The organism is Acinetobacter sp. YH12117, from assembly GCF_013418865.1.
Taxonomy (GTDB): domain Bacteria; phylum Pseudomonadota; class Gammaproteobacteria; order Pseudomonadales; family Moraxellaceae; genus Acinetobacter; species Acinetobacter indicus.
In genome coordinates, this window is sequence record NZ_VPBF01000055.1 from 1 (window position 1) to 14,599 (window position 14,599).

Genomic DNA, 14,599 nt, shown 5'->3' on the forward strand with positions numbered 1-14,599 from the left:
GGTTTCTGCCCGAGCTGTGGGGCGCGGCGGATGGCCGAAAGTGCCGCCTTGCTGGTTGATGAAGTACTGCCTGAACAACCCATGCGTCAGTGGGTGTTGAGCTTCCCGTTTCAGCTGCGTTTCCTGTGGGCGGACAATAAAGTCTTAAACTGAACAAAATAGATCTAAACTATGACAATAAAGTCTTAAACTAGACAGAATAGTTGTAAACTGAAATCAGTCCAGTTATGCTGTGAAAAAGCATACTGGACTTTTGTTATGGCTAAAGCAAACTCTTCATTTTCTGAAGTGCAAATTGCCCGTCGTATTAAAGAGGGGCGTGGCCAAGGGCATGGTAAAGACTATATTCCATGGCTAACAGTACAAGAAGTTCCTTCTTCAGGTCGTTCCCACCGTATTTATTCTCATAAGACGGGACGAGTCCATCATTTGCTATCTGACTTAGAGCTTGCTGTTTTTCTCAGTCTTGAGTGGGAGAGCAGCGTGCTAGATATACGCGAGCAGTTCCCCTTATTACCTAGTGATACCAGGCAGATTGCAATAGATAGTGGTATTAAGCATCCTGTTATTCGTGGTGTAGATCAGGTTATGTCTACTGATTTTTTAGTGGACTGCAAAGATGGTCCTTTTGAGCAGTTTGCTATTCAAGTCAAACCTGCAGCAGCCTTACAAGACGAGCGTACCTTAGAAAAACTAGAACTAGAGCGTCGCTATTGGCAGCAAAAGCAAATTCCTTGGTTCATTTTTACTGATAAAGAAATAAATCCCGTAGTAAAAGAAAATATTGAATGGCTTTATTCAGTGAAAACAGAAGAAGTTTCTGCGGAGCTTTTAGCACAACTATCCCCATTGGCCCATATCCTGCAAGAAAAAGGAGATGAAAACATTATCAATGTCTGTAAGCAGGTTGATATTGCTTATGATTTGGAGTTAGGCAAAACATTGAGTGAGATACGAGCCTTAACCGCAAATGGTTTTATTAAGTTCAATATTTATAAGTCTTTCAGGGCAAATAAGTGTGCAGATCTCTGTATTAGCCAAGTAGTGAATATGGAGGAGTTGCGCTATGTGGCAAATTAATGAGGTTGTGCTATTTGATAATGATCCGTATCGCATTTTGGCTATAGAGGATGGCCAAGTTGTCTGGATGCAAATAAGCGCTGATAAAGGAGTTCCACAAGCTAGGGCTGAGTTGTTGCTAATGCAGTATTTAGATGAAGGCCGCTTAGTTAGAACTGATGACCCTTATGTACATCTTGATTTAGAAGAGCCGTCTGTAGATTCTGTCAGCTTCCAGAAGCGCGAGGAGGATTATCGAAAAATTCTTCCTATTATTAATAGTAAGGATCGTTTCGACCCTAAAGTCAGAAGCGAACTCGTTGAGCATGTGGTCCAAGAACATAAGGTTACTAAGGCTACAGTTTATAAGTTGTTACGCCGTTACTGGCAGCGTGGTCAAACGCCTAATGCATTAATTCCTGACTACAAAAACAGCGGTGCACCAGGGGAAAGACGTTCAGCGACAGGAACAGCAAAGATTGGCCGAGCCAGAGAATATGGTAAGGGTGAAGGAACCAAGGTAACGCCCGAGATTGAACGCCTTTTTAGGTTGACCATAGAAAAGCACCTGTTAAATCAAAAAGGTACAAAGACCACCGTTGCCTATAGACGATTTGTGGACTTGTTTGCTCAGTATTTTCCTCGCATTCCCCAAGAGGATTACCCAACACTACGTCAGTTTCGTTATTTTTATGATCGAGAATACCCTAAAGCTCAGCGCTTAAAGTCTAGAGTTAAAGCAGGGGTATATAAAAAAGACGTACGACCCTTAAGTAGTACAGCCACTTCTCAGGCGTTAGGCCCTGGGAGTCGTTATGAGATTGATGCCACGATTGCTGATATTTATTTAGTGGATCATCATGATCGCCAAAAAATCATAGGAAGACCAACGCTTTACATTGTGATTGATGTGTTTAGTCGGATGATCACGGGCTTTTATATCGGCTTTGAAAATCCGTCTTATGTGGTGGCGATGCAGGCTTTTGTAAATGCTTGCTCTGACAAAACGGCCATTTGTGCCCAGCATGATATTGAGATTAGTAGCTCAGACTGGCCGTGTGTAGGTTTGCCAGATGTGTTGCTAGCGGACCGTGGCGAATTAATGAGTCATCAGGTCGAAGCCTTAGTTTCTAGTTTTAATGTGCGAGTGGAAAGTGCTCCACCTAGACGTGGCGATGCTAAAGGCATAGTGGAAAGCACTTTTAGAACACTACAAGCCGAGTTTAAGTCCTTTGCACCTGGCATTGTAGAGGGCAGTCGGATCAAAAGCCATGGTGAAACAGACTATAGGTTAGATGCATCTCTGTCGGTATTTGAGTTCACACAAATTATTTTGCGTACGATCTTATTCAGAAATAACCATCTGGTGATGGATAAATACGATCGAGATGCTGATTTTCCTACAGATTTACCGTCTATTCCTGTCCAGCTATGGCAATGGGGTATGCAGCATCGTACAGGTAGTTTAAGGGCTGTGGAGCAAGAGCAGTTGCGAGTAGCGTTACTGCCTCGCCGAAAGGTCTCTATTTCTTCATTTGGCGTTAATTTGTGGGGTTTGTATTACTCGGGGTCAGAGATTCTGCGTGAGGGTTGGTTGCAGCGGAGCACTGATATAGCTAGACCTCAACATTTAGAAGCGGCTTATGACCCAGTGCTGGTTGATACGATTTATTTGTTTCCGCAAGTTGGCAGCCGTGTATTTTGGCGCTGTAATCTGACGGAACGTAGTCGGCAGTTTAAAGGTCTCTCATTTTGGGAGGTTTGGGATATACAAGCACAAGAAAAACACAATAAAGCCAATGCGAAGCAGGATGAGTTAACTAAACGCAGGGAGCTTGAGGCGTTTATTCAGCAAACCATTCAGAAAGCGAATAAGTTAACGCCCAGTACTACTGAGCCCAAATCAACACGCATTAAGCAGATTAAAACTAATAAAAAAGAAGCCGTGACCTCGGAGCGTAAAAAACGTGCGGAGCATTTGAAGCCAAGCTCTTCAGGTGATGAGGCTAAAGTTATTCCTTTCAACGCAGTGGAAGCGGATGATCAAGAAGATTACAGCCTACCCACATACGTGCCTGAATTATTTCAGGATCCACCAGAAAAGGATGAGTCATGAGTGCTACCCGGATTCAAGCAGTTTATCGTGATACGGGGGTAGAGGCTTATCGTGATAATCCTTTTATCGAGGCCTTACCACCATTACAAGAGTCAGTGAATAGTGCTGCATCACTGAAATCCTCTTTACAGCTTACTTCCTCTGACTTGCAAAAGTCCCGTGTTATCAGAGCTCATACCATTTGTCGTATTCCAGATGACTATTTTCAGCCATTAGGTACGCATTTGCTACTAAGTGAGCGTATTTCGGTCATGATTCGAGGTGGCTACGTAGGCAGAAATCCTAAAACAGGAGATTTACAAAAGCATTTACAAAATGGTTATGAGCGTGTTCAAACGGGAGAGTTGGAGACATTTCGCTTTGAGGAGGCACGATCTACGGCACAAAGCTTATTGTTAATTGGTTGTTCTGGTAGTGGGAAGACGACCTCTCTTCATCGTATTCTAGCCACGTATCCTCAGGTGATTTACCATCGTGAACTCAATGTAGAGCAGGTGGTGTATTTGAAAATAGACTGCTCGCATAATGGTTCGCTAAAAGAAATCTGCTTGAATTTTTTCAGAGCGTTGGATCGAGCCTTGGGCTCGAACTATGAGCGTCGTTATGGCTTAAAACGTCATGGTATAGAAACCATGTTGGCTTTGATGTCGCAAATAGCCAATGCACATGCTTTAGGGTTGTTGGTTATTGATGAAATTCAGCATTTAAGCCGCTCTCGTTCGGGTGGATCTCAAGAGATGCTGAACTTTTTTGTGACGATGGTGAATATTATTGGCGTACCAGTGATGTTGATTGGTACCCCTAAAGCACGAGAGATTTTTGAGGCTGATTTGCGGTCTGCACGTAGAGGGGCAGGGTTTGGAGCTATATTCTGGGATCCTATACAACAAACGCAACGTGGAAAGCCCAATCAAGAGTGGATCGCTTTTACGGATAATCTTTGGCAATTACAGCTTTTACAACGCAAAGATGCGCTGTTATCGGATGAGGTCCGTGATGTGTGGTATGAGCTAAGCCAAGGAGTGATGGACATTGTAGTAAAACTTTTTGTACTCGCTCAGCTCCGTGCGCTAGCTTTAGGCAATGAGCGTATTACCGCTGGTTTATTGCGGCAAGTGTATCAAGATGAGTTAAAGCCTGTGCACCCCATGCTAGAGGCATTACGCTCGGGTATCCCAGAACGCATTGCTCGTTATTCTGATCTAGTCGTTCCCGAGATTGATAAACGGTTAATCCAACTTCAGCTAGATATCGCAGCGATACAAGAACAAACACCAGAAGAAAAAGCCCTTCAAGAGTTAGATACCGAAGATCAGCGTCATTTATATCTGATGCTGAAAGAGGATTACGATTCAAGCCTGTTAATTCCCACTATTAAAAAAGCGTTTAGCCAGAATCCAACGATGACAAGACAAAAGTTACTGCCTCTTGTTTTGCAGTGGTTGATGGAAGGCGAAACGGTAGTGTCAGAACTAGAAAAGCCCTCCAAGAGTAAAAAGGTTTCGGCTATAAAGGTAGTCAAGCCCAGCGACTGGGATAGCTTGCCTGATACGGATTTACGTTATATCTATTCACAACGCCAACCTGAAAAAACCATGCATGAACGGTTAAAAGGGAAAGGGGTAATAGTGGATATGGCGAGCTTATTTAAACAAGCAGGTTAGCCATGAGAAACTTTCCTGTTCCGTACTCGAATGAGCTGATTTATAGCACTATTGCACGGGCAGGCGTTTATCAAGGGATTGTTAGTCCTAAGCAGCTGTTGGATGAGGTGTATGGCAACCGCAAGGTGGTCGCTACCTTAGGTCTGCCCTCGCATTTAGGTGTGATAGCAAGACATCTACATCAAACAGGACGTTACGCTGTTCAGTAGCTTATTTATGAGCATACCTTATTCCCTTTATATGCTCCGTTTGTAGGCAAGGAGCGCCGAGACGAAGCTATTCGGTTAATGGAGTACCAAGCGCAAGGTGCGGTGCATTTAATGCTAGGAGTCGCTGCTTCTAGAGTTAAGAGCGATAACCGCTTTAGATACTGCCCTGATTGCGTTGCTCTTCAGCTAAATAGGTATGGGGAAGCCTTTTGGCAACGAGATTGGTATTTGCCCGCTTTGCCATATTGTCCAAAACACGGTGCTTTAGTCTTCTTTGATAGAGCTGTAGATGATCACCGACATCAATTTTGGGCTTTGGGTCATACTGAGCTGCTTTCAGACTACCCCAAAGACTCCCTATCTCAATTAACAGCACTAGCTGCTTATATAGCCCCTCTGTTAGATGCTCCACGAGCGCAAGAGCTTTCCCCAAGCCTTGAGCAGTGGACGCTGTTTTATCAGCGCTTAGCGCAGGATCTAGGGCTAACCAAAAGCAAGCACATTCGTCATGACTTGGTGGCGGAGAGAGTGAGGCAGACTTTTAGTGATGAGGCACTAGAGAAACTGGATTTAAAGTTGGCAGAGAACAAGGACACGTGTTGGCTGAAAAGTATATTCCGTAAGCATAGAAAAGCCTTTAGTTATTTACAGCATAGTATTGTGTGGCAAGCCTTATTGCCAAAACTAACGGTTATAGAAGCGCTACAGCAGGCAAGTGCTCTTACTGAGCACTCTATAACGACAAGACCTGTTAGCCAGTCTGTGCAACCTAACTCTGAAGATTTATCTGTTAAGCATAAAGACTGGCAGCAACTAGTGCATAAATACCAAGGAATTAAGGCGGCAAGACAGTCTTTAGAGGGTGGGGTGCTATACGCTTGGCTTTACCGACATGACAGGGATTGGCTAGTTCACTGGAATCAACAGCATCAACAAGAGCGTCTGGCACCCGCCCCTAGAGTTGATTGGAACCAAAGAGATCGAATTGCTGTACGACAACTATTAAGAATCATAAAGCGTCTAGATAGTAGCCTTGATCACCCAAGAGCGACATCGAGCTGGCTGTTAAAGCAAACTCCTAACGGAACCTCTCTTGCAAAAAATCTACAGAAACTGCCTTTGGTAGCGCTTTGCTTAAAGCGTTACTCAGAGAGTGTGGAAGATTATCAAATTAGACGGATTAGCCAAGCTTTTATTAAGCTTAAACAGGAAGATGTTGAGCTTAGGCGCTGGCGATTATTAAGAAGTGCAACGTTATCTAAAGAGCGGATAACTGAGGAAGCACAAAGATTCTTGGAAATGGTTTATGGGGAAGAGTGAGTGGTTAGGCTAGCTACATTTAATGACAATGTGCAGGTTGTACATATTGGTCATTTATTCCGTAACTCGGGTCATAAGGAGTGGCGTATTTTTGTTTGGTTTAATCCAATGCAAGAACGGAAATGGACTCGATTTACTCATTTGCCTTTATTAAGTCGAGCTAAGGTGGTTAACAGTACAACAAAGCAAATAAATAAGGCGGATCGTGTGATTGAGTTTGAAGCATCGGATCTTCAACGAGCCAAAATAATCGATTTTCCTAATCTCTCGTCCTTTGCTTCCGTACGCAACAAGGATGGAGCGCAGAGTTCATTTATTTACGAAGCTGAAACACCATATAGCAAGACTCGTTATCACATCCCACAGTTAGAGCTAGCTCGGTCATTATTTTTAATTAACTCCTATTTCTGTCGAAGCTGTTTGAGCAGTACCGCTTTACAGCAAGAGTTCGACGTTCAGTATGAGGTTGAGCGAGATCATTTAGAGATAAGGATCTTACCCAGTTCATCGTTTCCTAAAGGGGCGTTAGAGCAGTCGGCCGTAGTGCAGCTTTTGGTTTGGTTGTTTTCGGATCAAGATGTTATGGATTCGTATGAAAGTATTTTTAGGCACTATCAACAAAATAGAGAAATTAAGAACGGCGTTGAAAGCTGGTGCTTTAGCTTTGACCCTCCGCCCATGCAGGGTTGGAAATTACATGTAAAAGGACGTTCTTCTAACGAGGATAAGGATTATTTAGTTGAGGAAATAGTAGGTTTAGAAATCAACGCTATGCTTCCTAGCACAACAGCTATTAGCCATGCCTCTTTTCAGGAAAAGGAGGCAGGTGATGGTAGTACGCAGCACATAGCGGTTTCAACAGAGTCAGTTGTTGATGATGAGCATCTACAGTTGGACGATGAGGAAACAGCCAATATAGACACAGACACACGAGTCATAGAGGCTGAGCCGACATGGATAAGTTTTAGTAGACCTAGTCGAATTGAAAAATCTCGCAGGGCAAGAAAAAGTAGCCAAACTATTTTAGAAAAAGAAGAAGCAACAACAAGTGAAAATAGTAATTTGGTTAGTACTGATGAGCCACACTTAGGTGGTGTCCTAGCAGCGGCAGATGTGGGTGGGAAGCAGGATGCAACCAATTACAACTCTATTTTTGCTAATCGATTTGCTGCTTTTGATGAGCTACTTTCAATTCTAAAAACTAAATTTGCATGTCGGGTGCTTTTTGAAGAAACCTTGGTTTTGCCAAAAGTTGGGCGTAGCCGATTACATCTGTGTAAAGATGGCTCACCAAGAGTGATTAAAGCCGTTGGGGTGCAACGTAATGGCAGTGAATTTGTATTGCTAGAGGTGGATGCATCGGATGGGGTGAAAATGCTTTCTACCAAAGTGTTGAGTGGCGTTGATAGCGAAACATGGCGGAATGATTTTGAAAAGATACGGCGTGGAGTGGTGAAGAGCTCATTGAATTGGCCAAATAGTTTGTTTGATCAATTATATGGACAAGACGGGCATAGAGGGGTGAATCATCCAAAGGGGTTGGGGGAGCTGCAAGTATCGAGAGAGGATATGGAAGGGTGGGCTGAGAGAGTGGTTAGAGAGCAATTTACGCATTAAAGGAATGACTGAAAGAGCCTGTAAACCCTTTTGTGTAAGTGCTTTTGCCGGTCAGTTAAAGGTGGCCATTTAAACGGTCACCAAATTCGATCATAAAACGGTTCATGGCCGGCTTCCAGTTGCGGATCGGCATCGTCCATTTCTTGGTCGCCGCCTGGATAGCCAGGTACACCACCTTCATCGCTGATTCGTCCGTAGGGAACACCTTGAGTTCATATTAATGGAATTTTCTACAAATAGCCTCCGTGGTTTTGAGGGGGGATTACAGACGATCCATAGTAGTAATCCAATGAGTTCTTGAGCGCGGCGACATGTTTGGACGCCTTGGCAAAAATTAGAGCCTGCTTGAAGTGCAGGCGAGCACGTGCTTGGACGATTGATCCATTCGCGGTCAAAAACTCAATCTTGGATGACAGCGTGTCAGGAAATCCAATATCGAAGTCCCGCCCCGTGTCAAAGTAGGGCATTTCATGATCAAAGGACGAAGCTTCCCAGGCCACTTCCCTAATATTCCAGCCGCTAGAAACAAGATTTCGTACGACTTCATCAACTTTTTTGCTTTCCAACTTGTCACAAAGTGCATAGGCAAGAGCTTTGGCGGCAGACACGTGCGTTTCCTCTTAAACATAGGTCGAACGGATACCCGAGGCAAAGCGGAGCATTAGTCCCAAAGCATCTCCGGTAGATCCGGAGGCTCCATACTGAAGGCATGGCATCTTGGGCATTGATATTTGAAACTTCTCTCTAGATAGCAGGGATTTCTTGGCCTTGCCTCATGCTGATAGCTTGTAAATATCACACGATCCTTAGCCCCACAAAGTGAGCATACTCCGTAGCTTTCATTTATAGAAATCGTCGTTAGATTGTCGCAGCATGTGCACGTTCCGACTATTTGCTCAGGAAGCATCGCCATACCTTGGCCTAGGTAAAGAAGATCAGACTCGTAGCCACATCGGTGGCAACTGAGCTTGTACGCAATGCCCATCTGGTTGTCTCACCTGAATCGTAACGTCAGAGCTATTCATCCATCCATTCGGCATCAATGTATGCCACTAAGCCGACCAGCTGACCGTTTGGACTGAAGTATGTTGCCTGCACCCCACTTGACATCTCATCAATACCACCGCACTGCGCTAGGCGCCGGTCCCACTTGCCCACAGAAGCGTCAGGATCGGCTGAGTTCCCCAAGACCCTTGTGAGCCATGCCTTCAGTATGGAGCCTCCGGATCTACCGGAGATGCTTTGGGACTAATGCTCCGCTTTGCCTCGGGTATCCGTTCGACATAGTCTGGAATTCGGACGTACGTTCTGAACACAGCTGGATACTTACTTGGGCGATTGTCATACATGACATCAACAATGTACCCGTTTGTGTAACCGTCTCTTGGAGGTTCGTATGACACTAGTGGTTCCCCTCAGCTTGCGACTAGATGTTGAGGCCTAACATTTTATTAGAGAGCAGGCTAGTTGCTTAGATACATGATCTTCAGGCCGTTATCTGTCAGGGCAAGCGAAAATTGGCCATTTATGACGACCAATGCCCCGCAGAAGCTCCCATCTTTGCCGCCATAGACGCCGCGCCCCCCTTTTGGGGTGTAGAACATCCTTTTGCCAGATGTGGAAAAGAAGTTCGTTGTCCCATTGTTGGCAATGACGTAGTAGCCGGCGAAAGTGCGAGACCCATTTGCGCTATATATAAGCCTACGATTTCCGTTGCGACTATTGTCGTAATTGGATGAACTATTATCGTAGTTGCTCTCAGAGTTGTCGTAATTTGATGGACTATTGTCGTAATTGCTTATGGAGTTGTCGTAGTTGCTTGGAGAAATGTCGTAGTTGGATGGGGAGTAGTCATAGGGAAGACGAGCTTCATCCACTAAAACAATTGGCAGGTCAGCAAGTGCCTGCCCCGATGCCATCGCAAGTACGAGGCTTAGAACCACCTTCAACAGATCGCGCATAGTCTTCCCCAGCTCTCTAACGCTTGAGTTAAGCCGCGCCGCGAAGCGGCGTCGGCTTGAACGAATTGTTAGACATTATTTGCCGACTACCTTGGTGATCTCGCCTTTCACGTAGTGAACAAATTCTTCCAACTGATCTGCGCGCGAGGCCAAGCGATCTTCTTGTCCAAGATAAGCCTGCCTAGCTTCAAGTATGACGGGCTGATACTGGGCCGGCAGGCGCTCCATTGCCCAGTCGGCAGCGACATCCTTCGGCGCGATTTTGCCGGTTACTGCGCTGTACCAAATGCGGGACAACGTAAGCACTACATTTCGCTCATCGCCAGCCCAGTCGGGCGGCGAGTTCCATAGCGTTAAGGTTTCATTTAGCGCCTCAAATAGATCCTGTTCAGGAACCGGATCAAAGAGTTCCTCCGCCGCTGGACCTACCAAGGCAACGCTATGTTCTCTTGCTTTTGTCAGCAAGATAGCCAGATCAATGTCGATCGTGGCTGGCTCGAAGATACCTGCAAGAATGTCATTGCGCTGCCATTCTCCAAATTGCAGTTCGCGCTTAGCTGGATAACGCCACGGAATGATGTCGTCGTGCACAACAATGGTGACTTCTACAGCGCGGAGAATCTCGCTCTCTCCAGGGGAAGCCGAAGTTTCCAAAAGGTCGTTGATCAAAGCTCGCCGCGTTGTTTCATCAAGCCTTACGGTCACCGTAACCAGCAAATCAATATCACTGTGTGGCTTCAGGCCGCCATCCACTGCGGAGCCGTACAAATGTACGGCCAGCAACGTCGGTTCGAGATGGCGCTCGATGACGCCAACTACCTCTGATAGTTGAGTCGATACTTCGGCGATCACCGCTTCCCTCATGATGTTTAACTCCTGAATTAAGCCGCGCCGCGAAGCGGTGTCGGCTTGAATGAATTGTTAGGCGTCATCCTGTGCTCCCGAGAACCAGTACCAGTACATCGCTGTTTCGTTCGAGACTTGAGGTCTAGTTTTATACGTGAACAGGTCAATGCCGCCGAGAGTAAAGCCACATTTTGCGTACAAATTGCAGGCAGGTACATTGTTCGTTTGTGTCTCTAATCGTATGCCAAGGAGCTGTCTGCTTAGTGCCCACTTTTTCGCAAATTCGATGAGACTGTGCGCGACTCCTTTGCCTCGGTGCGTGTGCGACACAACAATGTGTTCGATAGAGGCTAGATCGTTCCATGTTGAGTTGAGTTCAATCTTCCCGACAAGCTCTTGGTCGATGAATGCGCCATAGCAAGCAGAGTCTTCATCAGAGTCATCATCCGAGATGTAATCCTTCCGGTAGGGGCTCACACTTCTGGTAGATAGTTCAAAGCCTTGGTCGGATAGGTGCACATCGAACACTTCACGAACAATGAAATGGTTCTCAGCATCCAATGTTTCCGCCACCTGCTCAGGGATCACCGAAATCTTCATATGACGCCTAACGCCTGGCACAGCGGATCGCAAACCTGGCGCGGCTTTTGGTACAAAAGGCGTGACAGGTTTGCGAATCCGTTGCTGCCACTTGTTAACCCTTTTGCCAGATTTGGTAACTATAATTTATGTTAGAGGCGAAGTCTTGGGTAAAAACTGGCCTAAAATTGCTGGGGATTTCAGGAAAGTAAACATCACCTTCCGGCTCGATGTCTATTGTAGATATATGTAGTGTATCTACTTGATCGATCAGGCTTTTGTATATCTCCCCACCACCTGAAACAATGACATGATCCGTTATTTTCTTTAGGTTGGTTAAAGCATCTTTAATTGATGGAAAGATCAATACGTTCTCATTGTCAGATGTAAAACTTGAACGTGTTACGACCGCATACTTTCGGTTGGGTAATGCTCCCATTGATTCAAAAGTCTTGCGTCCAACCAACAGCCATTGGTTATAGGTAATAGCTTTAAACAGGAGCTGTTCACCTTTGGCACTCCATGGAATATCAGGGCCATTCCCGATAACTCCATTCTTCGATATAGCTACCATTAGTGATAGTTTCACAATTCTTCCTCAGAGGTTAACATTTTATTAGTAAGCATGCTCGTTTTGTCACCCGCTGATGCTTACCGTTAATTAATATAATCACTTGTATTAAATAGACTTTCTTTAAAAATACAAGACACTCTGTTATTACAAATCGTGCATGCCGTCTATCCTGCTTGCACGATGCACATTATCTCACCCAAAGAACTCATAACATTTTAATTTATTTAGCATTAAATTAAAACTCTACCGGTAAACAAGCATCTCTAGGCGTAAAAAACAGGCACTTTTTTAAATCCCAGCTAGAATAGGCTGTATAGGCAGACAGTTGCAAGACAAGGAGCGTTTTATGTCTAACAGTCCATTTTTAAATTCTATACGCACGGATATGCGACAAAAAGGTTATGCGCTGAAAACTGAAAAAACTTACCTGCACTGGATTAAGCGTTTTATTCTGTTTCACAAAAAACGTCATCCTCAGACCATGGGCAGTGAAGAGGTCAGGCTGTTTTTATCCAGCTTAGCAAACAGCAGACATGTAGCCATAAACACGCAGAAAATCGCTTTAAATGCCCTAGCTTTTTTGTACAACAGGTTTTTACAACAGCCGTTGGGCGATATTGATTATATCCCTGCAAGCAAGCCTAGACGGCTACCCTCTGTTATCTCTGCAAATGAAGTGCAACGCATTTTGCAGGTTATGGATACTCGCAACCAAGTTATTTTTACGCTGCTGTATGGTGCAGGTTTGCGCATTAATGAATGCTTGCGTTTGCGGGTTAAAGATTTTGATTTTGATAATGGCTGCATCACTGTGCATGACGGTAAGGGTGGGAAAAGCAGAAACAGCCTACTGCCCACGCGCCTAATCCCAGCAATAAAATAACTCATTGAGCAAGCGCGGCTTATTCAGCAAGACGACAACTTACAAGGCGTAGGGCCATCGCTGCCTTTTGCTTTAGATCACAAATACCCTTCTGCTTATCGACAAGCGGCGTGGATGTTTGTCTTTCCCTCCAGCACGCTCTGCAACCACCCGTATAACGGCAAATTATGCCGCCATCATCTGCATGACTCCGTTGCGCGAAAGGCATTGAAGGCAGCCGTACAAAAAGCAGGCATCGTTAGCAAGCGTGTCACTTGTCATACATTTCGTCACTCGTTTGCTACGCATCTATTACAAGCGGGGCGTGATATTCGCACTGTGCAAGAACTCTTAGGGCATAACGATGTTAAGACCACGCAAATCTATACGCATGTGTTGGGTCAGCATTTTGCCGGCACCACCAGTCCTGCGGATGGACTGATGCTACTTATCAATCAGTAAAAGTAGATAAATATCTTTATGTAGCCCTGAGTAGCCCCTGATACTTTTTATGGTGAAAAAGATAAACAATCATAGAGGGGATAAATATGAGCCAGTTCTACCATTGTTCAGATAAGTTTAAGCAAGATACTGTCAATCACAGTGACCATTCATGGTCATTACACTTCCTCCAGTTGCCAGACAATGCCTAACATAAAAACGCAAAAGCCCAAAAGTCAGAGCTTAGGTGTTCTAGGCGTTTTCTAAGCGCTGAAGAAATACGTCTTACCGTAGATTGCGTGCGTTTCTGAAGCACATTTTCCTTATACATGGCTTTATCCCAGGCAGCTTCATCAAGCTCTTGGAGTAACAAGCCAGTAATAATGCGACACTCTCGGGTTTGTAGCGAGCCGCTGGTGAGATCGGAGTTATAGCGGAAAGGGGTCATTTGTAATTATTTGTGGGTGGAGGATAGTTAACTTATTATTGTAGTTGGAAGAGGCTGCTTTCCAAACATTAGCACCTCGTAATGCTTGTTACTGTATATTAATTTATGCTCTTAGCGCATGTTAATGGGCTATTACAATGCATAATGTCCACATCAAGATAACTGTGGCTTAACACCTGTACAAGCGAAAAAAATCAATCACCTGTCCGGAAATACGGGATCACTGTAAAGTGTTGGTGAGGCAGTCTAGGAGGGGGATTTAATTTGGGATACTGATGAAAGGATTATGATCAGTTGGATATAGGATCGTACTAAGCTGAGCGGCAGGTTAGCTAGATTAGTTAACCAGATAAGTGAAATCTAGTTCCAAACTATTTTGTCATTTTTAATTTTCGTATTAGCTTACGACGCTACACCCAGTTCCCATCTATTTTGTCACTCTTCCCTAAATAATCCTTAAAAACTCCATTTCCACCCCTCCCAGTTCCCAACTATTTTGTCCGCCCACATTTCCTGTTTGCCAGCCGGCCCGAGATCATGGGGTGGGTGCTGGGCATCGTTTACCGCGTCATTGCCACGCACCTGGTCAAGAAAGCGGGCCATACCCACCAAGTGGCCAAGACGGGCGCGGTCACCCTGATCCAGCGTTTTGGATCGGCGCTCAATCTGAATGTTCACTTCCACATGCTGTTTCTCGACGGTGTGTATGTCGAGCAATCCCACGGCTCAGCGCGTTTCCGCTGGGTCAAGGCGCCGACCAGCCCAGAGCTCACCCAGCTGACGCACACCATCGCCCACCGGGTGGGTCGCTATCTGGAACGGCAAGGCCTGCTGGAACGGGATGTCGAAAACAGCTATCTGGCCTCGGATGCGGTGGATGACGACCCGATGACACCCCTGCTG

Annotated in this window: 9 protein-coding genes and 6 pseudogenes; 7 read left to right on the forward strand and 8 right to left on the reverse strand. The window is 45.2% G+C overall.

Features of this window, described 5'->3' with window-relative positions; all coding sequences use genetic code 11:
* The first annotated feature begins 258 nt into the window (after positions 1-258).
* From FTU55_RS13745 to FTU55_RS13765, 5 genes and pseudogenes are all read left to right on the forward strand, one after another.
* Positions 259-1,080 carry a TnsA endonuclease N-terminal domain-containing protein gene (locus FTU55_RS13745; protein WP_001029679.1) on the forward strand — a complete coding sequence of 274 codons (822 nt, stop codon included), beginning with the start codon at positions 259-261 and terminating at the stop codon, positions 1,078-1,080.
* Complete coding sequence (locus tag FTU55_RS13750) at positions 1,067-3,175, forward strand: DDE-type integrase/transposase/recombinase (protein WP_000267723.1); 2,109 nt, start codon at positions 1,067-1,069, stop codon at positions 3,173-3,175. Before FTU55_RS13745 ends, FTU55_RS13750 begins: the two co-directional genes overlap by 14 nt.
* Positions 3,172-4,839: an AAA family ATPase gene (locus FTU55_RS13755; RefSeq protein WP_001276994.1), complete on the forward strand. Its 1,668-nt coding sequence runs from the start codon at positions 3,172-3,174 to the stop codon at positions 4,837-4,839. Before FTU55_RS13750 ends, FTU55_RS13755 begins: the two co-directional genes overlap by 4 nt.
* 2 nt (positions 4,840-4,841) lie before the next feature.
* Positions 4,842-6,368 (forward strand): annotated as a pseudogene (locus FTU55_RS13760) (TnsD family Tn7-like transposition protein).
* Positions 6,369-7,985, forward strand: coding sequence for a Tn7-like element transposition protein TnsE (locus FTU55_RS13765; RefSeq protein WP_000251879.1), 1,617 nt, complete (start codon positions 6,369-6,371; stop codon positions 7,983-7,985).
* 55 nt (positions 7,986-8,040) lie between these two features.
* On the opposite strand, the pseudogene FTU55_RS13770 reads toward FTU55_RS13765, so the two are convergent.
* From FTU55_RS13770 to dfrA1, 7 genes and pseudogenes are all read right to left on the reverse strand, one after another.
* A pseudogene (locus FTU55_RS13770) lies at positions 8,041-8,193 on the reverse strand (IS256 family transposase); the annotation flags it as partial.
* A 22-nt stretch (positions 8,194-8,215) separates the two neighbouring features.
* Positions 8,216-8,593, reverse strand: coding sequence for a hypothetical protein (locus FTU55_RS13775; protein WP_001271300.1), 378 nt, complete (start codon positions 8,591-8,593; stop codon positions 8,216-8,218).
* Positions 8,594-9,002: 409 nt separating this feature from the next.
* A pseudogene (locus FTU55_RS15325) lies at positions 9,003-9,194 on the reverse strand (hypothetical protein); the annotation flags it as partial.
* Between the two features lie 254 nt (positions 9,195-9,448).
* Complete coding sequence (locus FTU55_RS13785; protein ID WP_001444089.1) at positions 9,449-9,946, reverse strand: hypothetical protein; 498 nt, start codon at positions 9,944-9,946, stop codon at positions 9,449-9,451.
* 28 nt (positions 9,947-9,974) lie between these two features.
* Positions 9,975-10,810, reverse strand: a pseudogene (gene aadA1, locus FTU55_RS13790) (ANT(3'')-Ia family aminoglycoside nucleotidyltransferase AadA1).
* 57 nt (positions 10,811-10,867) lie between these two features.
* The gene (gene sat2 / locus FTU55_RS13795; RefSeq protein ID WP_000704156.1) at positions 10,868-11,392 is read right to left on the reverse strand and encodes a streptothricin N-acetyltransferase Sat2; all 525 of its coding nucleotides are present in this window, start codon (positions 11,390-11,392) and stop codon (positions 10,868-10,870) included.
* 94 nt (positions 11,393-11,486) lie between these two features.
* Positions 11,487-11,960, reverse strand: a complete 474-nt coding sequence (gene dfrA1 / locus FTU55_RS13800; RefSeq protein ID WP_000777554.1) for a trimethoprim-resistant dihydrofolate reductase DfrA1 — start codon at positions 11,958-11,960, stop codon at positions 11,487-11,489.
* Between the two features lie 331 nt (positions 11,961-12,291).
* Here dfrA1 and intI2 point away from each other — a divergent pair.
* A pseudogene (gene intI2, locus FTU55_RS15200) lies at positions 12,292-13,269 on the forward strand (class 2 integron integrase IntI2).
* Between the two features lie 187 nt (positions 13,270-13,456).
* On the opposite strand, the gene FTU55_RS13815 reads toward intI2, so the two are convergent.
* Positions 13,457-13,696 carry a BrxA family protein gene (locus FTU55_RS13815; RefSeq protein WP_001353740.1) on the reverse strand — a complete coding sequence of 80 codons (240 nt, stop codon included), beginning with the start codon at positions 13,694-13,696 and terminating at the stop codon, positions 13,457-13,459.
* 510 nt (positions 13,697-14,206) lie between these two features.
* On the opposite strand from FTU55_RS13815, the pseudogene FTU55_RS13820 reads away from it, so the two are divergent.
* Positions 14,207-14,599 (forward strand): annotated as a pseudogene (locus FTU55_RS13820) (transposase); the annotation flags it as partial.